This window comes from Phenylobacterium sp. J367 (assembly GCF_024699985.1).
GTDB lineage: Bacteria > Pseudomonadota > Alphaproteobacteria > Caulobacterales > Caulobacteraceae > Phenylobacterium.
On sequence record NZ_JAJONA010000001.1, the window covers coordinates 1,625,047 to 1,643,196 of the forward strand.

Sequence of the window (18,150 nt, forward strand, 5' to 3'; positions counted from 1 at the left end):
GCCTTCAGCGTCTCCTGGACCCCGCAGGACGGCCCGGCGCTGCGCAGCGCCCAGAGCGTCCAGGCGATGCACGACCTGATCGCCGAACAGCTCGAAGCCGGCGTGACCCGCGGCGAGCTCGGCCAGGAGGCCGAGGTGAAGCTGCGCACCCAGATGCTCTGGGACGCCTATCTGTCGAACTTCCCGCAGGCGATCTTCCACGGCTGGAGCCTCGACGCCCTGCAGGCCCGGGCCCGCGACCAGATCCGCATCCTGCTGGCCGGCGCCCGCCGCGGCTAACCAACGAAATCAGGGACCGGGGGGTCCTTCGATGACGACCGACACAGAGACGGAGGGCGCTTTGGGAGGCGCCCGCCACACACGGCGCGAGGCCACCCGCAACCGCGTGGTGGCCTCCGCGCGTGAGCTCTTCGAGACCGAGGGCTACGACGGGACCACGATCCGGGCGATCGCCCGCCACGCCGGGGTCTCGGTGGGCTCCGTGTTCACCACCTTCGCGTCCAAGGGGGATATCCTCTCCCAGGTGATGCAGGACCGCCTGGAGCCGCTCTACGCCGAGCTGGACCGGGTGATGCCGCACCTGCGGGGGTCGACGCCCGACCGGCTGCGGACCATGTTCGCCATCCACTTCTCGTTCGAGGCCCAGCGGCTGCGCCTGTTCCTGGCCCACATCGCCGCCGCCTACGACTGGACCCTGTCGGCGGCCGCGCGGCCTTACGGGATGACGCCGAGGCTGCAGGACATCATCCGCGAGTGCCTTGAGAAGGGCGTCGACGAGGGCGATGTGGATCCCGCCGCCGACCACCAGGACATCATCGACCTCCTGATGGCGGCCTATGCCTGGACCTACCGCCTGGTGGTGCGAAAGAACGCCAGCGCCGACGAGCTGATCGCGGTGATGGACCGCCAGATCGGCCTCGTCTCGGAAGGATTTCGGCCCCGCTAGTTTCCTGCCTCGAGCAGGCGCCGCGCGATGACCTGCGCCTGGATCTCGCCGGCCCCTTCGAAGATGTTGAGGATGCGCGCGTCGGCCAGCACCCGGCTGACCGGGGTCTCCTCGGCGAAGCCCGTGCCGCCGTGCACCTGCACCGCATTGTCGGCGGCCGCCCAGGCGATGCGGGCGGCGGTGAGCTTGGCCATGCCGGCCTCGAGGTCGCAGCGGCGGCCCTCGTCCTTGGCGCGGGCGGCGAACCAGGCCAGGCGCCGGGCGCCCAGGATCTCGGCGGCCATCATCGCGAGCTTGTTGGCGACGCGCGGGAAGGCCGCGATCGGCTGGCCGAACTGACGCCGCGCCAGGGCATAGTCGACGGCGAGATCGAGGGCATTCTGGGCGACGCCGATGGCCCGGGCGGCGGTCTGGATGCGGGCGCTCTCGAAGGTGGCCATGAGCTGGACGAAGCCCTGGCCCTCCTGGCCCCCCAGGAGGTTGGCGTGGTCGACCGCGAAGCCGTCGAAGCCGATCTCGTATTCCTTCATGCCGCGGTAGCCGATCACCCGGATCTCGCCGCCGGTCATGCCCGGGGCAGGGAAGGGCTCGGCGACCGTGCCGCGCGGCTTCTCGGCGAGGAACATGGAGAGGCCGCGGTGGTCCTTCGAGGCCGGATCGGTGCGGACCAGCAGCGTCATCAGGTCGGCGCGGGCGGCGTGGGTGATCCAGGTCTTGGCGCCGGTGACCCGCCAGACGCCGCCGTCGCGGACGGCGCGGGTGCGCAGCGAGCCGAGGTCGGAGCCGGCCTCCGGCTCGGTGAAGACGGCGGTGGGGATGATCGCGCCCGAGCAGAGGCCGGGCAGGAAGCGCGCCTTCTGATCCTCGGTCCCGTGGGCGATGATCAGCTCGGCGGCGATCTCGGACCGGGTGCCCAGCGACCCGGTTCCGATCCAGGCCCGCGACAAGGCCTCGGAGACCACGCACATGGCGGTCTTGCCGAGTCCTGAGCCGCCCCAGTCCTCGGGCGCCGTGAGGCCGAAGACGCCGAGGTCGGCGAGCTCCTGGTAGAGGGTGAGCGGGATCAGCTCGTCGCGCAGGTGCCAACCGTGGGCGTGCGGCGCGATCCTCGTGGCGGCGAAGTCGTCGAACTGATGGCGGATGGCTTCGAGCGTCTCGTCGAGGCCGCTGGCCTCCAGCGAGGGCCGGCCGCGGGCCTCGTCCAGCAGGTCGACGATGCGCAGCTTCACGGCCTGGGCGGCCCCGGGGCGCAGGGTCTCGATGGCGGGCGCGAGGCGGGCGGGGTCGACGCCGAGGTCGCCCGGACGGAACAGCTCGCCCTGGTTCATCGGCAGACCGCCCGCAAGCTGGCTGAGATATTCGAAGGCCAGGAGCTGGGCCGGCAGGGCTTCGGACTCGCCGAAGGCGGGACCCAGGTCGCGGGCCCAGGCGGCGGTCTGGCGCAGAGTCTCGGCATAGGCGGCGGACCAGGCGAGGCCGTGGGCGGCGTGCTGCTCGGCGTCGAGGGCCGCGCGGTCCAGCCGGCCGCCCGGCGCGACGACGCCGCCGACCGCGGCGCGGAGCGCGGCCACATGAGTCTCCGCGGCCGCGGCGGCCTGGTCCAGCAGGGCGGGGAGGTCGGGCAGGACGAGAGTCATGGGCTCCTTATAGGCGATGCTTGCCTTGCGTAGGGGAAGCGGCGTTTCTGGGCGCCTCGCCGCAGGGAGGCTCTCCGATGATCGTCGTCCACCACCTCAACGACTCGCGTTCGCAGCGCATCCTGTGGCTGCTGGAGGAGCTGGGCCTGGCCTATGAGCTGCGGCGCTACGAGCGTGACGCGACGACGAGGCTCGCGCCGCCCGAGCTGAAGGCGGTGCATCCGCTGGGCAAGAGCCCGGTTATCACCGACGATGGCCACACGATCCACGAGTCCGGGGCGATCATCGACTACATCATCCGCCGCCACGGCGAGGGCCGGCTCGCGCCGCCGGCCGGGAGCTGGGCGCACGAGGCCTACCTCCAGTGGCTGCACTACGCCGAGGGTTCGGCCATGCTGCCCCTGATGCTGCAGCTCTACGCCGGGCGGCTCGGGGAGGCGGCCGCGCCGCTGAAGCCGCGCATCGACAGCGAGATCGAGAACCACCTGGGCTACATCGACCACTCTCTGGAGGGCCACGACTGGATCCTCGGCGAAGCGCTGACCGGCGCCGACATCAACCTCAGCTTCGTGGGCGAGATCGCCGGGGTCTATGGGCGCCTGGGGCAGTTCCCGAACATCGCCGCCTGGGTCGAGCGCTTCCAGGCCCGGCCGGCCTACAAGGCGGCGCTGGAACGCGGCGGGGCGTACTCGTTCGCGCGGGGGTGAGGCGGGCTCCAGGCCCTCTCCCTACCCTCTCCCTCTCTTCGCTGCGCTCGGGGGAGAGGAGTTGAGCTCCGAGGCCGGGCCATCGCCTCCTCCCCCCGCGAAGCGGAGAGGGGAGAGGGCAGGGAGAGGGCCTAGAAGCTCCCTGGGAAGTCGTCGTCGAGCAGCCCGTCGAGGAAGTCGAACACCGTCGCCTTCGTCGAGCCGTGGGTGATCGCCGAGAAGTGGTCGCAGCCGGGCAGGCTGACGCCCTTGCCCCGCGCGAATACCCTCGCGAGCTCTTCGGGATCCCCGGCGCTCTCGTCGCGGGCGCCGGTCACCACCAGCACCGGCATGGGCAGGGTCGCCATGGCGTCCACGTCCAGCGGCGGGTTTTCGGCCTGGACGAAGGCGGCGAGCGCGCGGCGGTCCTCGCCCTGCTCGTCGGCGAACTGCCGGAAGCTGCGCAGGAAGGGGTGAGCGATGGTCTCTGGGTCCTCGGCCAGCATGGCGTCGGCCATGATCGATCCGCGGTCGGTGGAGGGCTGCAGGAGCCGGCCGCCGACCCCGCCAAGGATGAGGTTGGAGACCCGGTCGGGCCCGGAGCGCCGCCTCGGTCGCCGTGCGCGTGCCCATGGAGTAGCCGATCAGGTCGACCCGGCCGACGTCCAGATGGTCCATGAGCGCGATCACGTCGGCGGCGAGCTTTGCGCGGGTGTAGTCGGCGGGATCGTAGAGCTTGGCGCTCTCCCCGTGGCCGCGCTGGTCAAGGCCGATCACCCGCATGCCGCGGCGCTCGAAGGCGCCGTACCAACCCGTGCGCCGCCAGCCCTCGCTGCGGTTCGAGGTGTAGCCGTGCAGCAGCAGGACGGTGCGCTCGGGCGGACCCGGCGGCTGGATGTCGTCGTAGGCGAGGGTGACCCCGTCGGGCGTGGTGAATTCGGCCATGGGCGCCGAAACCTGCCCTACGGATTTTCCCCGGTCCACTCCCAGTGCCAGGGCTCGAAGGGGTAGTTCACGAAGCCGAAGCGGTGGGCGTTGGCGACCATCCAGCGGTAGGTGGCGGTCTTGCTCATGAAGAGCCGGTTGGCGTCGGCCGAGGAATCCGGGCCGAAGCCGGGCGCCTGGCCCACATAGAGGTCGAGGGCGAGGCCCGTGCGGTGCGGCGAGCAGCGGGCGCGGACGATGCCGTCGCAGTTGCCCTCGGCGGCGCAGCGGGCGGCGTCGGCGGCCGGGCTGCGGTAGCCGGAGAAGATCGTCAGGTTTCGCGGGTCGGCGGCGATCTCCGGGACCTCCTTCTTCGCCGCGGCGACCATCCGGCGGTAGGCCTCGAGCGCGCCGGGCCGCAGCACGATGGCCTTGCCGGAATAGCCTTCCTCGGGCCGGGCCTGGGCGATGCTGTTGGCGACTTCCGGGCAGATCCCGCGCGTGGAGACCATGACGATCGGCCGGTCCTCCTGGATCGCGCCCTTCATGCGGTCGAAGTCCTCGGCCGACAGCACGCCGGTGGGCAGGATGCGCATCTTCCCCTGCCAGGCGGCGTAGGCGGCCGCAAAGCCGGGGGTGTCGGGCTCGCAGGTCGTGCCGATCTCGCGCTGGATCAGGGGGGCATAGGTCTGCCAGCCGGTTTCAGGCCGGCGGAACGGCGCCCAGGCAGGGCATGCAGGCTGCCGCCGTTGATCTTCGCCGCCCGCTCCCAGCCGCGGGCCTCGGCGCATTCGGCGGGCGTCTGGATGCGGGTTGCGGGCGGCGCGGTCGCGGTGGCCCCGGGCTTCGGCGGCGGAACCTCGCCGACCTTCGGATTGGGCGCGCAGCCGGTCACCCGCAGCACCAGGAGGGACAGCAGGAGGACGGCGACCACCAGGCCGCCCAGGAACCGCAGGGCTTCTGACGCCTTGAACCTCACGCTCGCAGGAATGCGCGACGCACGGCGGAGGTCCATGGTGACGGTCAGGAATTCGACTCTTGGTGGTCTTTCTCTCGGCATGCTGGCGCTTGCCCTGACCGCGTGCAGCGAACCGCCGCCGGGCGGGAAGGCCGAGGCGCCCCCGCCCCCGGCCCAGGCGGCGCAGCCGCCGCCGGTCAATGTCTCGACCTCGCCCCTGGCGATCCCGTCGCTGGTCCAGCCCTCGGCCTCGCCCATTGGCCAGGCGATCGACAAGGCGGCGTGGGGCGAGAACCTGTCGCCCGACCAGACCCGCCAGATGCTGATCCGCGCCCAGGTGCTGCTGTCCAGGGCCTACATCTCGCCGGGCGTGATCGACGGCAAGGACGGCGACAACCTGAAGGACGCGGTGCGCCACTTCGAGGAACAGCAGGGCCTGCCGGTGGACGGCAAGCTCGACAAGGCGGTCTTCGACCGGCTGGCCGCCGACGGCGGGCCGGCGATGACCGACTATGTGATCACCGACGCGGACGTGAAGGGGCCGTTCGTGGAGGCGATCCCCAAGGACGACTACCGGGCCCTGGCCAAGCTGGAGCGGCTGGCCTTCACGGGCCCGCGCGAGATGCTGGCCGAGCGGTTCCACATGGACGAGGACCTGCTGGTCGCCCTGAACCCGGGCGCGAACTTCGGCCAGGCTGGGACGCGGATCGTCGTCGCCGCGCCGATGCCCGAGAAGCTGCCCGCGCCCGTGACCCTCGTGGAGGTCGACAAGAAGGCCCGCCAGGTGCGCGCCTACGCCGCCGACGGCAAGATGCTGGCCTCCTATCCGGCGACCATCGGCTCATCGGAGATGCCCACCCCGGCCGGCCAGTGGGAGGTCACCGCCGTCGCCTTCGACCCGGTGTGGACCTACGACCCGTCGAAGCTGAACTTCGGCGACAAGACGCTCGGCAAGCTGACCATCAAGCCCGGGCCGAACAATCCCGTGGGCGCGGTCTGGATCGACCTCTCGAAGGACACCTACGGCATCCACGGCGCCGCCGATCCCAAGCTGGTCGGCAAGGCCGCCAGCCACGGATGTGTCCGGCTCACCAACTGGGACGCCCGCCAACTGGCCAGCGCCGTCGGCAAGGGGACCAAGGTGACCTTCGTCGGCGAAGGCGCCGACGCGACGGGGACGGCTTAAGGTCTCAAGCTCGTCGTCCTAGGCACAAGGCCTAGGACGACGGCTGGCGTTCAGCTCCGCCACCGGAGCACGGTCGGTTCGACGGGGTTGCGGAAGGGGCGGCCCTCTCTCCGGCTGGCGGTCCATTCGCGCTTGAGCTGCCGGTACCACTTGGCCTGGCGGTCGGCGTCGTCGATCCAGAGAAGCGGCGGATCGTACTTCAGGCCCTGGTTCTGGGCGGCGACCATGCCGGCGTCCTGGCGCAGGAAGGCGCGGGCGGCGGCGCGCAGGGCGGGGCGGAGCAGGATGAAGGCCGGGTGGTCGGACCAGACGATCTGGGTGATCCGGGTCCTCGTCTCGCCGAGCGGCGTCAGGCAGGTGAGCGACAGGACCTGGCGCTTCCCCACGGTGATGTGTTCCCAGCGGAGGCCCGGCAGGCGGAAGACGATCTCGGTCTCCGGCCGCCCGCCCAGGATGGCGTAGGCGCGCGAGTTCTTCGACGGCGCGTGCCGGACCATGGCGAAGCCCGCCTCGCGCGGCTCGAAGCGCTTGGCCTTGTCGTGCTGGCTGCCGGCGGTGCGCCACCACCATTGCCGGTGGACATAGGGGCCGTGCGCCGGGTCCATCAGGCCGACGACGGCGTGGTCGATGTGGGCGTCGAAGTCCATGCGCTCGACGAGCTTCGGCCGGCCGCCCACTACGCCCGGGAACACGGGCGGCGCCTCGGTGGGCTGCGACCCGGCCTCGGACCCGATCCAGACGAAGACCATCCCCTGGCTCTCGGCCACGGGATAGCGGCGCACCCGGATGCGGGAGACGTCCATGGCCTGGTCGGCGACCAGCGAGGGGATCGCCGTGCAGGCCCCGTCCGCGCCGAAGCGCCAGCCGTGATAGGGGCACTCGACGCTCGGAGCGCCGGTTTCCTCCGTCCGGAAGCGGCCGCTGGAGAGCGGGGCGGCGCGGTGAGGGCAGATGTCCCGGAGCGCGAAGAGCCCGCCGCCGTTCGCGCGCGCCAGCAGCACCGGTTCGCCGAGGATCTCGTGGCGCGCCAGCTTCCCCGGCTTCAGTTCCTGGCTGAGCGCGGCGAAATACCAGGTGTCCGTGAGGAAGCCCTGGCCGAAGCGGCCGTCGCTGCGGGCGGTCCTGATCTCGCCGTCGGCCATGGTCGGGTCCGTGCGCCGCCGCGCGCTTGTGCGGCGTCAGTTCAACGCACCTAGACGAGATTCGGTGGCCGGACGAGGGCGAGCCGGATCAGGCCGGCAGCTTCACGAACAGCGCCGCCCAGGGCGACAGGCCCAGCGAGCCCCCGCGCAGCTCGCCGTCGCCGGCCCGGACCGGCAGGAGCTCCGCGCCGGCGAGCGCCGGCTGCTCGACGAACTGCGGCTCGGCGGAGAGGTTGAAGATGCAGGCGACCTGCTCGCCCGCGTGGCGGCGGACGAAGGCCAGCACGGGCTCCGCGGTCTCGATGAACTCGAGCTCTCCCAGCCGCATGGCGTCCGAGGCCTTCCGGAAAGCGATCATCGACCGCGAGAAGGCTAGGGTGGACTCCGGGTCGCGCTCCTGCTCGGCGACGGTCAGGCCGGCGTGTTCCTTCGCCGCCGGCAGCCAGGGCTGGCCGGTGGTGAACCCGAGCGTCGGGCCGGGCCCCCAGGGCATGGGCGTGCGGCAGCCGTCGCGGCCGCCGTCGTAGGGCCAGTAGAGGTCGCCCACCGGATCGCGGAGCAGATCCCGCGTCAGCTCGGCCTGCGGCAGGCCCAGCTCCTCGCCCTGGTAGACGAGGGTGGTGCCCTTCAGCGCCACCAGGAGGGCGAACATCATCCGCGCGAGCTCAGGCGAGGCCTGCTTGCCGCCGAACCGGCTGACCGTGCGCGGCACGTCGTGGTTGGAGAAGCTGATGGTCGGCCAGTGGCCGGGGTAGCCGGCCAGGTTGTCGAAGTGCTCGCGCACGAAACCGGAGGAAAGCTGGCGGGCCAGCAGCATGACGAAGGTGTAGCCGGAGTGCAGGCCCTCGGCGGGCGTGCAGTAGGCGCCGCAGCGGGCCTCCTCCTCGGAGAACTCCCCGAACACGAAGCGTTCGCCGCCGTTCTTCCCGTCGTGGGCCTCCACGCGCCGGCGGATGAGCTCCAGCATCTCGACGTTCTCGGGCAGGTTCGAGTCGAAGAGGTGCTGCTGCAGGTTGCCGGCGTGGCTCCAGTGGAGCCGGGTGCGCTCCTCCATCGGGACCGGCGGGTTGGGCGTCAGGGCTTCGTCGTGGAGGTAGGTGCCGGCGACGTCGAGCCGGAAGCCGTCGACGCCCTTCGAAAGCCAGAAGTCGAGCACCGACAGCGCCGCCTCGCGGGCGGCGTCGTTGCGCCAGTTCAGCTTCGGCTGCTGCCGGAGGAACTTGTGGTGGTAGTGCTGGCGGCGCGCCGGCTGGTAGGCCCAGGCCGGGCCGCCGAACACCGAGAGCCAGTTGTTCGGCGCCGTGCCGTCTTCCTGGGGATCGGCCCAGACGTACCAGTCGGCCTTGGGGCCGTCCCGGCCGCCGGTCAGGCTCTCCACGAACCAGGGGTGGACGTCGGAGGTGTGGCTGAGCACCTCGTCCAGCACGACCTTCAGACCGCGCGCATGGGCCTCGTCCAGCAGGCGCTGGAAGTCGGCCATCGTGCCGTAGTCGGCCTGGACGCCCTCGAAGTCGGCGATGTCGTAGCCCCAGTCGCGGTTCGGCGAGGGGTGGATCGGCGACAGCCAGACGCCGTCGACGCCGAGGCTTTCGATGTAGTCCAGCTTGGCCAGGAGACCGCGCAGGTCGCCGTGGCCGTCGCCGTCGCCGTCGAAGAAGGAGCGGACGTAGACGTGGTAGAGGACCGCGCCCTTCCACCACGGCTCGCCCGTCACGTCAGACTTCCGAGGTATCGGTGATGATCCGGCTGACGAGGCCGTAGTCGACGGCCTCTTCGGCGGTCAGCCAGTAGTTGCGCTGGGTGTCCTTGACGATCCGCTCGTAGGGCTGGCCGGTCTCGTTGGCGATCATCCGGTTCACGCGGTCGCGCATCTTGATGATCTGCTCGGCCTCGATCTGGATGTCCGAGGCCTGGCCGCGCATGCCGCCGGCCGGCTGGTGAAGCATGAAGCGGGTGTTCGGCAGGCAGAGCCGGTTTTCCTTCTTGGCGCCCAGGAAGATGCTGGCGCCCGCGCTGGCCACCCAGCCGGTGCCGATCGCCTTCACCTCGACGCCGCAGAAGCGGATCATGTCGTGGATGGTGTCGCCGCTCTCCACGTGGCCGCCGGGCGAGTTGATGATCAGGCGGATCGGCTTGTCGTTCTCGGCGGCGAGCGCGGTGATCTGGGCGGTGACGCGCTCGGCCAGACGCATGTCGATCTCGCCGAAGACGAGCACCGTGCGGGACTTGAACAGCGCGTTCTGGACGGGCCCCGCCGTCAACGGCATGTCGGGCAGGCGGCCCTTGTCCTCGTCGTCGCCGTCTTCGTCGTCGAGCCGGCCGGTCCACTGATGGCGCATAGATACCTCGTAGGTGCAGAACCTCGGAGTTATTGGCCCGCGCGGGTTCCGGCAAGGCCCGAGGTGAGGAATGTGGCTAACGCGACGCCGCGGTCGCCACAAGCCGGGCATAGAACTGAACCGCCATGCCGAGGTTCTCGAGGGTGAGATGCTCGTTGGTCCCGTGGATCATGCCGGTGGTCTCGACAGTCAGCGCCATGGGCTGGAAGCGGTACACGTCCTTCGCGACAGGCTGCATGTAGCGGCTGTCGGTGGCGGCGGTGACAAGGCCGGGCGCGACCGGTGCCCTCGCCGTCTCGCCGGCGACGGCGGCGATCACCTTCCAGGCGTCGGAGGTGGTCGACGAGACCGGCGACGGCTCGTCCGGCGGGCGGTTCCAGGCGAGGGTCACCGGCAGGTCGCCAACCGCCGCCCTGGCGCGGGCCATGACCTCGGCCGAGCTGTCGCCCGGCGCGATGCGGTAGTTGATCCAGGCGGTGGCGTCCTGGGGGAGCACGTTCTCCTTCGGCGAGCCCTTCAGCATCGTCGGCGCGATGGTGGTGTGCATCAGGGCCGCCCCGGCCGGGGTCGCGCCGAGCTGGCTCTTCAGCAGCGGGCCGAACAGCCAGCGGTTGGCGACGGCCATGCGGACGACGAACGGCGCGTGCGGCGCGGCGGTGGCCATCATGTCGCCGGCCGGGCCGTCCAGCCTCATGGGGAAGGGCCGGTCGGCGATGGCGGCGACGGCGCGGGCGAGCGTCAGGACCCCGCCGCCGTCCTTCGGCGGGGCCGAGGAGTGGCCGCCCTTGGCCTCCGCGGTGACCTTCAGGGTCGCGAAGCCCTTCTCGGCGGTGCCGACCAGGGCCAGGCGGCCGCCGGTCAGCGGATTGCCGTCGATGACCGCGAGGCCCTCGTCGAGCACGAACTGGGCGCGGATCCCGCGTGACTTCAGGAGCGCGGCGGCCGCCCGGGCGCCCCCGCCGCGGACCTCCTCATCGTGGCCGGAGACGACGATCACCGTCCGGCGCGGCTGGAAGCCGCCGGCGGCGAGGGTCTCCAGGCCTTCGAACAGGGTGATCAGCGAGCCCTTGTCGTCGATGGCGCCGCGGCCCCAGACCGCGCCCTCGGCGATCACGCCGCCGAACGGCGGATGCTTCCAGTCGCCTTCGGTGCCCGGCGTCACCGGCACCACGTCCTGGTGGGCCATCAGCACGATGGGGGCCAGCGCCGCGTCGGAGCCTGGCCAGGTGAAGACCAGGGTCCGCTCCGCCACCAGCTCGCGGCGCATGGCGGCGTGGGCGGCGGGGTAGGCTTCGGCCAGGAAGGCGTGCAGCCGGGCCCATTCGGCGGGCTGGTCCTCGGCGCGGTCCTGGTGGCTAACGGTCTGGATCCGGACAGCGGCCGACAGACGCTGGGCAGCGCGGTCCACATCGACGGCGACCGGCGGGGCGACCCTCACGTCACGGCCGTCGGCCACGGCGGCGGGCTTGTAGGTGAGGGTGCGGACCAGCACCACGGCCACGAGCAGGATGAGGCCTGCGAAGACGGCGAGCGCGATCTTGCCTGCGAGACGCATCTGGAACTCCCCGAACCCGACCCGACCTTAAGCGTTGCGGCGCAGTTGGAAAGCCGCTGGACCGCCATGACCCGGGTGCGAGCCGTGACGCTGAGACCCGTACCGCCCGACGTGCTGGCCCTGGCCGGCCTGTGGGCGGCGCTGGTCGACCTGGCCATCGTCGGCTTCCTCCTGGCCGGGATCGTCAACGCCTGGGCGCCGGCCCAGGACCTGCCGTGGAAGCCGTTCCGCCTCGACCGGCCGGTGGGGATGGCGACCGGGGTCCAGTTCGCCCGCGCCGTGGCCGACCCCGCGATCTGCCGCGCCACCCTGGACACGGCCGGCGTGCGGTTCACCGAGGAGCCCGACCGCGACCTCGGCGAATGCGCCACGACCAACACCATACGCCTGCGGGACGGGGCCGCGCCGCTGTCGCCGGCCGCGCCGGTGATCACCTGCGAGGCGGCGCTGGGCTACGCCGCCTGGAGCCGCCACGTGCTGCAGCCGGCGGCCGAGGACCTGCTGGGGTCGCGGATCTCGGGCGTCGAGCACTACGGGACCTACGCCTGCCGCAACGTCTATGGCCGGGCCGAGGGGCGGCGCAGCGAGCACGCCTTCGCCAACGCCCTCGACGTGGCGAGCTTCCGGACCGCCGACGGCCAGCGGGTGAGCGTGCTCCGCGACTTCCGCGACGAGGGCCCGCGGGGCCAGTTCCTCCGCCGGGTGCGCGACGGCGCCTGCCCCTGGTTCCGCGCGGTGCTCAGCCCGGACTACAACGCCGCTCACCGCGACCACCTGCACCTGGACTTCGGCCGGTGGAGCGTCTGCCGCTGACTACTTCGCCGGCCGGAACGCCAGGAGCGCATTCCCCGGCGCCTGGCCGAACATGCCGTAGCCGGAGCCGACGAACAGCAGGCCGTTCGCCGCGACGATGGAGGCGCTGTCGATGGACCCGCCCTTCGCCTTGACGCCGTTGATCGCCTCGAATTCCCGAAGCGTGTCGTAGGTCCAGAGCGCGCGACCGTCCTTCGCGTCCAGGGCGTAGAGCCGCCCGTCGAGGCCGCCCTGGATGACCACCCCGTCGATGACCGTCGGCGCGCCGGAGAAGCCGTAGAGCCGCTCGCAGCGCGGCGCCCTTCCTGCCCCGCTCGCCGGCGCAGTCGGGGACCGCCGAATAGTGCCACCTGATCTCGCCGGTCCGGGCGTCCAGCGCGTACATGCCGGGCTGCAGGGCCGGGTCGATCGGCTGGCCGCCGGGCAGGGGGCGGCCGATCTGGGCCACCGGCACGAAGAGGGTGTCGCGGTCGAAGGCGATCCCCCAGTGGATGCCGCCGTTCGGCGCGCCCGTGCCGATGTCGCGCCGCCACAGCACCTTGCCGGTGCCGGGGTCCAGCGCCCAGGCCGTGCCCGACTTCTGGCCGGCGTAGAGGATCTCGCGTCCGTCCGAGAGCTTGGCCAGGATCAGCGAGGCGCCGAAGTCCACGTCGCGGTAGACCGTCTCCTTCACGCAGTTGAGCTGGGTGGGCTTCGGATTGGGGCCGCAGCCGGCGTTGAAGATGTCGTTCTCGGTGGCCTGATGGCTCCAGGCCTCCGTGCCGTCCTTCAGCCGGATGGCGATCAGGGCGTCGGTGTTGCGGTGGGCGGGCGGCGAGTTGGCCTCGCCGGTGCCGAAGAACACCAGACCGCGCGTCTCGTCGATGACTGGTGAGTTCCAGATCGGCGCGCCCGAAGGCCCCATCAGCGGCTTGCCGTCGCCGCGGTCGCGGACCGGTTTCGCGTCCTCCATGGTGTCGTACCGCCACTGCTGGGCGCCGGTCTTCGGGTCGAGCGAGAGGACGTAGCCGTGGTTGGTGCAGCAGGTGACCGCGTTGTTGGCCGCCTCCATGATCTCGTACTGGCTGACCGGCACGATGATCCGGTCCTTCAGCACCCGCGGCGTGCCGGTGGTCAGCGAGTAGGAATAGGCGCCGACGCCCTTGGTCCAGAGCGCCTTGCCGGTGCGGGCGTCCACGGCGTGGACCGCGGAATCCAGCCCTGAGAAGGCCAGCACCGGCGTGCCGTCGGCGATCACGCCGAAGGACGCACTGGTGCGCAGGGGCGCGCCGCCGGGCGTGTTGTAGACCCACTGGACGCAGGGCTTCGCCGGATCGGAAATGTCGAGGCTGTACATGGCCGAGGCCTCGGCCACCGGCAGGAAGAGGTTGTTCCCCACGACCGCGGCCTGGCTGCGGATCATCGTAACGTCCGGGAAGCCGAGGCTCCAGGCCAGCTCCATCTTCGAGAGCTTGGCCTTGGAAAGGCCCGTCTGCTTCGCCGTCAGCGTCCGGGTCTGGCGGGCGTCGAAGCCGAAGGTGGCGACGCTGGGCGCGGCCTTCAGGTCCACCCTGGCCCGCGCGCCCTGGCACATCATCGGCGCGCTCCAGGCGTCGAGCGTCGCGGTGGAGCGGCCGGTCAGGTAGTTGATGAGCTGGCCGCGCGCCGCCTCGTCCAGGCCCTGGCCCTGGACCTGCATCTTGCCGGCGGTGAGCGCATAGTTGATCGCCTGGAAGCTCATCGCCGCCAGCGTCGTCTTAGCCGGCGAGCGGGTGGCCTCGGGGTTGTCGTGGCAGGCGGCGCAGCGCTCGCGGTAGATCGCCTGGCCCGGATGCGGCAGGGGCGTCTGCGCGACGGCCGCGCCGGCGCTGAACGCAACGATCGCCGCCACGACGGCGGCCAGATGCCTGAAGCCCATGGTTCGCTTCCCCCGAGAGACCCTGCGGCTCTCCCGGCCGCATACCGGACCTACGATAAGCCGAAACCGGCCCTTGTCGACCGCCGAACCCGCCTTGACCTGGCGGCAGCGGCCGGCGCAAATGGCGACCAATCAAACAACTGTTTAGACGAGGAGCGACCCATGAGCGACGTGATGGACCGGACCCAGGTGCTCGCGGGCGGGCTCTTCGACCTGACGGGCAAGGTGGCGGTGATCACCGGCTCGTCGCGCGGGATCGGCCGCGCCATCGCCGAGCGGATGGCCGAGCAGGGCGCCAAGGTGGTGATCTCCTCGCGCAAGGCCGGCCCCTGCGAGGAGGTGGCGAACCTGATCAACGAGAAGAAGCCCGGCCACGCCATCGCCGTCCCGGCCAACATCTCGTCGAAGGAGGATCTTCAGCGCCTGGTGGACGAGACCCGCAAGGCGTTCGGCAAGATCGACATCCTGGTCTGCAACGCCGCCTCGAACCCGTTCTACGGCTCGCAGCTCGACATCAGCGACGACGCCTTCGGCAAGATCCTCAACAACAACATCGTGGCCAACAACTGGCTGATCGGCATGGTGGTCCCCGAGATGCGCGAGCGGAAGGACGGGGCGATCATCATCGTCTCGTCGATCGGCGGCCTGCGCGGCTCCACCGTCATCGGCGCCTACTGCATCTCCAAGGCCGCCGACATGCAGCTCGCCCGCAACCTCGCCCAGGAGCTGGGCCCCGACAACATCCGGGTGAACTGCATCGCGCCGGGCCTGGTGAAGACCGACTTCGCCAAGGCGCTCTGGGACACGCCGGAAGGTGAGAAGCGCGCCAGCTCCGGAACGCCGCTGCGCCGCCTGGGCGAGCCCGACGACCTGGCCGGCGCGGCCATCTACCTGGCGTCGCGGGCCGGCGCCTGGACCACCGGCCAGACCATCGTGGTCGACGGCGGCTCGACCTGCTGATCAGCCCGCCCGGCAGGCCAGCGTACGACGATACTCGATGCTGACCGGATCGAGCCGCCGCGCCTCGGCCATCTGGACCTCGGCTTCGCGGCATCGACCGAGCCCAGCCAGCGCCGTGGCGTAGCTGTCCCGGAGGCCGGCGAAGTCAGGCGCCGCGGCGATCGCCCGCTCGCAGTAGGGCAACCCGTCGGCGGGCCGTCCGGCCTTTGCCTGCATGTAGCAGACGTTGTTCAGCAGACCGGGGTGATTCGGCTCGATTGCCAGCGCCTTCGCACTCTCGGCCGCCGCGGCCTCATAGTCACCGAGATCCGCCAGGACGCTGGCGCGATTGGCGTGGCTGATCCAATCGCGGGCCGGAAGCGCAAGATAGGCCCGCATCGCCTTGTCGAAGCCCGGATCGGACGCCGCCTTCAGGATCGGGAGAATGCGCGGCAGCACATTGTCCGGGTCGTGGGCGAGGGAATTGACCGGCACGCCGGGAAAGGTTTCGCCGTTCATCTGGCGAAGCGCGATCCGCGCGTCCGCCAGAGCTTCCTCACGTCGGCCGACGTGGGCATAGGCGTCGGCGCGAAACGCGTGAAACATCGGATCGGAGTAGATCGAATCTCCGGGTGGCACGGCCGCGTCGTAGAAGCCGATCGCCGCAGCGTAATCCTGTCGAAGCACGGCTCTGGTGCCGAGGTTGATGAGCGCCAGGGACCGTTCTGGCGAACCGTCTGGGCGCCGCCGCGGCGCAGGCCTCGAAGTCGATAACGCCCGCGGCGTCCGGGGCGGCATTGGCGGGTCTCCGCCATCGACGTCCCCGCCGAGAGGGCGACGAGCGCCGCCGCAAGCACCAGACTGCGCATGTATGTGCCTCCCCCCGAAGCGCTTCGGGGGAATTAGGCGGCAAACCCGCACGACGAGCAAGTCGGCTAGGCTTGCTCTATGTCAGAGCCCCGCCTTTCAGCGCGCCGCGACCCCCTCAATCGAGAGGCCCATCTTTCAGACGCGCCTCCGGCGCCAGCGTCATCCAGGTCTCCTCGAGCCGGACCCTGAAGCGGGCGTAGGACCAGGCCTCGGCGGTCGCGCGGCCGGCCTCCCACATGCGCACGAGGTCGGGTCCGCCGCGGCGGACGAGGTCGCAGGCGGCGGCGAGCGCGTCCGTGGCGGCGAAGACATTGTCCTCCTCGACCCAGAAGCCGTTCTCGGGCGTGGCGAAGTCGCGGCCGCCGATGCCGGTGAAGCCGGCGACGACGCAGCCCGAGGCCATGGCCTCCAGGGGCGTGATGCCCAGCGACTCCATGCGGGCGAGGCTGAGGAAGACGGTGGACGACGCGAAGGCGCGCGCCATGTCGCGCTCCGGCGCCTTGTCGATCGCCACGAACGGCAGGGCGCTCTGCGGATGCAGCCTCGGCAGCAGGCTTCGGATCGCCCGGGCCTCGGCGGGCCGCTTCTTCGGCCAGACGACGATGCGGTTCCTGCGCTGGTTGCCCGGCTGGAACAGCCGCTCGTCGGCGAACGCCGGCACCACGTGGACGTCGGCCTGCGGATAGATGCGCCGGATCGCGCCGGCGACGCCCGGCGCCACGGTGATGAACGGCGGGAAGCGTTCGGCCGGATAGTGGTCGATCGACGGCGCGCCCACCGAGGCCAGGCTGATGGCGCTCTGGCAGAAGACCACGCTGCGTTTCCGGACCATCTGCGAGGCCTGGGCCAGCGCGCGCGGCGCGTCATCGGGCACGACCAGGATGTCGGCCGCCCGGAACGCCGTTCCGACCTCCACTGGCGCCCGATGGTCGAGCCCGGGGGCCGGAACGTTCTCCGGGTTGTTCCAGGCGATGGCGTCGAAGCCCAGGTCGCGCAGGGTCTCCACGTGGCGCAGGATCATCTTCTGGCCACCGGTCACCTCCCCCTGCGGGAAGCCGAGGTAGACGATCCGGGTCATGAGGCGGCGGCTTCCCGCCGCGCCAGGTCGCGGGCCCTGGCCAGCCGCTCGACGCCGGCGTCGAGCGTCGCATCGCGCTTGGAGAAGCAGAGCCGCAGGATGCGGGTGACCGGGTCTTCCTCGTAGAGCGCCGAGACCGGGATCGTGGCGACGCCGGCCTCCCGGACCGCGAAGAGGGCGAAGTCCCGGTCGGCCATGCCGATGCCCGAGGCGGCGAGGTCGAGGTTCAGGAAATAGGTCCCCTGGCTCGGCAGGACGGCGAAGCCCTCGCGCCTGAGGCCCTCGGTCAGCCGGTCGCGGGAGCGTTCCAAATCGCGGGGCATGTCGCGGAACCAGGCCGCGGAATTCTCCAGGCCCCAGGCCACCGCGGCCTGCAGGTTCGGCGGGGTGGTGAAGGTCAGGAACTGGTGGGCGCGCGCCAGGCTGTGGGTCAGGGCCGGGGCGGCGCAGAGGAAGCCCACCTTCCAGCCGGTGAGGCCGAACATCTTGCCGGCCGAGCCGATCTTCACGCACCGGTCGCGCATGCCGGGGAGGGCCATCAGCGGCCGGTGGACGGCGTTGCCGAACACCACCTGCTCCCAGACCTCGTCGCAGATGGCGGTGATGTCGTGGGCGATGCAGACCTCGGCCAGGAGCGCCAGGTCCTCCTCGGGCAGGACGACGCCGCAGGGGTTGATCGGGTTGTTCAGCACCACGAAGCGGGTGCGGGGCGTGATCGCGGCTTCGAGCTGCGCCCGGTCGAAGCGCCAGGCGGGGGGCTGCAGGCGCACGAAGCGCGCGACCCCGCCCGCGCGGCGGATCAGCGGGACATAGGCGTCGTAGAGCGGCTGGAAGACGATCACCTCGTCGCCCGGCTCGATTAGGCCGAAGAAGGCTGCGGCCAGCGCCTCGGTGGCGCCGGAGGTGACAGTGATCTCCGACGCCCAGTCCAGGTCGAGGCCCTGGGTGCGGGCGTAGTGGCCGGCGACGGCCTGGCGCAGCTCGGGCAGGCCGGCCATGGGCGGGTACTGGTTGTAGCCGTTCAGCACCGCGTCGGCGGCCTTCTCGCGGATCTCCGCCGGTCCGGGATCGTCGGGAAAGCCCTGGCCGAGATTGACGGCGGAGAGGCTCCGGGCCAGGCCCGACATCTCCTCGAAGATCGTGGTCGGCAGGTTCGAGAAGGTTGGATCGGCCATGTGCT

18 protein-coding genes and 1 pseudogene are annotated in these 18,150 nt (G+C 71.2%); 6 read left to right on the forward strand and 13 right to left on the reverse strand.

What is annotated here, in order from left to right; all coding sequences use genetic code 11:
- Positions 1-66: 66 nt before the first annotated feature.
- Both LRS04_RS08815 and LRS04_RS08820 read left to right on the forward strand, forming a co-directional pair.
- The gene (locus tag LRS04_RS08815) at positions 67-279 is read left to right on the forward strand and encodes a hypothetical protein (RefSeq protein ID WP_257816034.1); all 213 of its coding nucleotides are present in this window, start codon (positions 67-69) and stop codon (positions 277-279) included.
- Between the two features lie 31 nt (positions 280-310).
- A complete protein-coding gene (locus tag LRS04_RS08820) occupies positions 311-946 on the forward strand; it encodes a TetR/AcrR family transcriptional regulator (protein ID WP_257816035.1) in 636 nt (211 codons plus the stop codon).
- Here LRS04_RS08820 and LRS04_RS08825 read toward each other — a convergent pair.
- Complete coding sequence (locus tag LRS04_RS08825; protein ID WP_257816036.1) at positions 943-2,583, reverse strand: acyl-CoA dehydrogenase family protein; 1,641 nt, start codon at positions 2,581-2,583, stop codon at positions 943-945. The two genes, LRS04_RS08820 and LRS04_RS08825, sit on opposite strands and share 4 nt — an antisense overlap.
- Before the next feature lie 77 nt (positions 2,584-2,660).
- On the opposite strand from LRS04_RS08825, the gene LRS04_RS08830 reads away from it, so the two are divergent.
- Positions 2,661-3,290: a glutathione S-transferase family protein gene (locus LRS04_RS08830; protein ID WP_257816037.1), complete on the forward strand. Its 630-nt coding sequence runs from the start codon at positions 2,661-2,663 to the stop codon at positions 3,288-3,290.
- 21 nt (positions 3,291-3,311) lie between these two features.
- Here LRS04_RS08830 and LRS04_RS27755 read toward each other — a convergent pair whose 3' ends face one another.
- From LRS04_RS27755 to LRS04_RS08845, 3 genes are all read right to left on the reverse strand, one after another.
- Positions 3,312-4,214, reverse strand: a complete 903-nt coding sequence (locus LRS04_RS27755) for an alpha/beta fold hydrolase (RefSeq protein WP_374575629.1) — start codon at positions 4,212-4,214, stop codon at positions 3,312-3,314.
- 17 nt (positions 4,215-4,231) lie between these two features.
- A complete protein-coding gene (locus LRS04_RS08840; protein WP_257816039.1) occupies positions 4,232-4,789 on the reverse strand; it encodes a D-alanyl-D-alanine carboxypeptidase family protein in 558 nt (185 codons plus the stop codon).
- A 77-nt stretch (positions 4,790-4,866) separates the two neighbouring features.
- On the reverse strand, positions 4,867-5,208 hold the full coding sequence (locus LRS04_RS08845) for a hypothetical protein (RefSeq protein WP_257816040.1): 342 nt from the start codon (positions 5,206-5,208) through the stop codon (positions 4,867-4,869).
- 43 nt (positions 5,209-5,251) lie between these two features.
- Between LRS04_RS08845 and LRS04_RS08850 the strand changes: the two genes are divergently transcribed.
- A complete protein-coding gene (locus tag LRS04_RS08850; RefSeq protein WP_257816041.1) occupies positions 5,252-6,337 on the forward strand; it encodes a L,D-transpeptidase in 1,086 nt (361 codons plus the stop codon).
- Between the two features lie 50 nt (positions 6,338-6,387).
- On the opposite strand, the gene LRS04_RS08855 is transcribed toward LRS04_RS08850, so the two are convergent.
- The 4 genes from LRS04_RS08855 to LRS04_RS08870 form a co-directional block, all read right to left on the reverse strand.
- A complete protein-coding gene (locus LRS04_RS08855; RefSeq protein ID WP_257816042.1) occupies positions 6,388-7,479 on the reverse strand; it encodes an aromatic ring-hydroxylating dioxygenase subunit alpha in 1,092 nt (363 codons plus the stop codon).
- Positions 7,480-7,567: 88 nt separating this feature from the next.
- Positions 7,568-9,193: an alpha-glucosidase family protein gene (locus tag LRS04_RS08860; RefSeq protein WP_257816043.1), complete on the reverse strand. Its 1,626-nt coding sequence runs from the start codon at positions 9,191-9,193 to the stop codon at positions 7,568-7,570.
- Between the two features lies 1 nt (position 9,194).
- Positions 9,195-9,818, reverse strand: a complete 624-nt coding sequence (locus LRS04_RS08865; protein ID WP_257816044.1) for an ATP-dependent Clp protease proteolytic subunit — start codon at positions 9,816-9,818, stop codon at positions 9,195-9,197.
- A 76-nt stretch (positions 9,819-9,894) separates the two neighbouring features.
- Complete coding sequence (locus tag LRS04_RS08870; protein WP_257816045.1) at positions 9,895-11,373, reverse strand: M20 family peptidase; 1,479 nt, start codon at positions 11,371-11,373, stop codon at positions 9,895-9,897.
- Between the two features lie 84 nt (positions 11,374-11,457).
- Here LRS04_RS08870 and LRS04_RS08875 point away from each other — a divergent pair, with 84 nt between their 5' ends.
- Positions 11,458-12,186 (forward strand): extensin family protein, encoded by a 729-nt coding sequence (locus tag LRS04_RS08875; protein ID WP_257816046.1) that lies wholly within the window; start codon positions 11,458-11,460, stop codon positions 12,184-12,186.
- Here LRS04_RS08875 and LRS04_RS27760 read toward each other — a convergent pair whose 3' ends face one another.
- A complete protein-coding gene (locus LRS04_RS27760) occupies positions 12,187-12,429 on the reverse strand; it encodes a hypothetical protein (protein WP_374577146.1) in 243 nt (80 codons plus the stop codon).
- Between the two features lie 103 nt (positions 12,430-12,532).
- Positions 12,533-14,083 (reverse strand): annotated as a pseudogene (locus LRS04_RS08880) (PQQ-binding-like beta-propeller repeat protein); the annotation flags it as partial.
- Between the two features lie 174 nt (positions 14,084-14,257).
- Between LRS04_RS08880 and LRS04_RS08885 the strand changes: the two are divergent.
- A complete protein-coding gene (locus LRS04_RS08885) occupies positions 14,258-15,043 on the forward strand; it encodes an SDR family oxidoreductase (protein ID WP_257819050.1) in 786 nt (261 codons plus the stop codon).
- On the opposite strand, the gene LRS04_RS08890 is transcribed toward LRS04_RS08885, so the two are convergent.
- The 3 genes from LRS04_RS08890 to LRS04_RS08900 all read right to left on the reverse strand — a co-directional run bounded on the left by LRS04_RS08890 (position 15,044) and on the right by LRS04_RS08900 (position 18,145).
- Entirely contained in the window at positions 15,044-15,820 is a 777-nt protein-coding gene (locus tag LRS04_RS08890; RefSeq protein ID WP_257816048.1) for a tetratricopeptide repeat protein, read from the reverse strand.
- A 187-nt stretch (positions 15,821-16,007) separates the two neighbouring features.
- Positions 16,008-16,970, reverse strand: coding sequence for a glycosyltransferase (locus LRS04_RS08895; RefSeq protein ID WP_257816049.1), 963 nt, complete (start codon positions 16,968-16,970; stop codon positions 16,008-16,010).
- Entirely contained in the window at positions 16,967-18,145 is a 1,179-nt protein-coding gene (locus LRS04_RS08900; protein WP_257816050.1) for an aminotransferase, read from the reverse strand. Before LRS04_RS08900 ends, LRS04_RS08895 begins: the two co-directional genes overlap by 4 nt.
- Between the last annotated feature and the right edge of the window lie 5 nt (positions 18,146-18,150).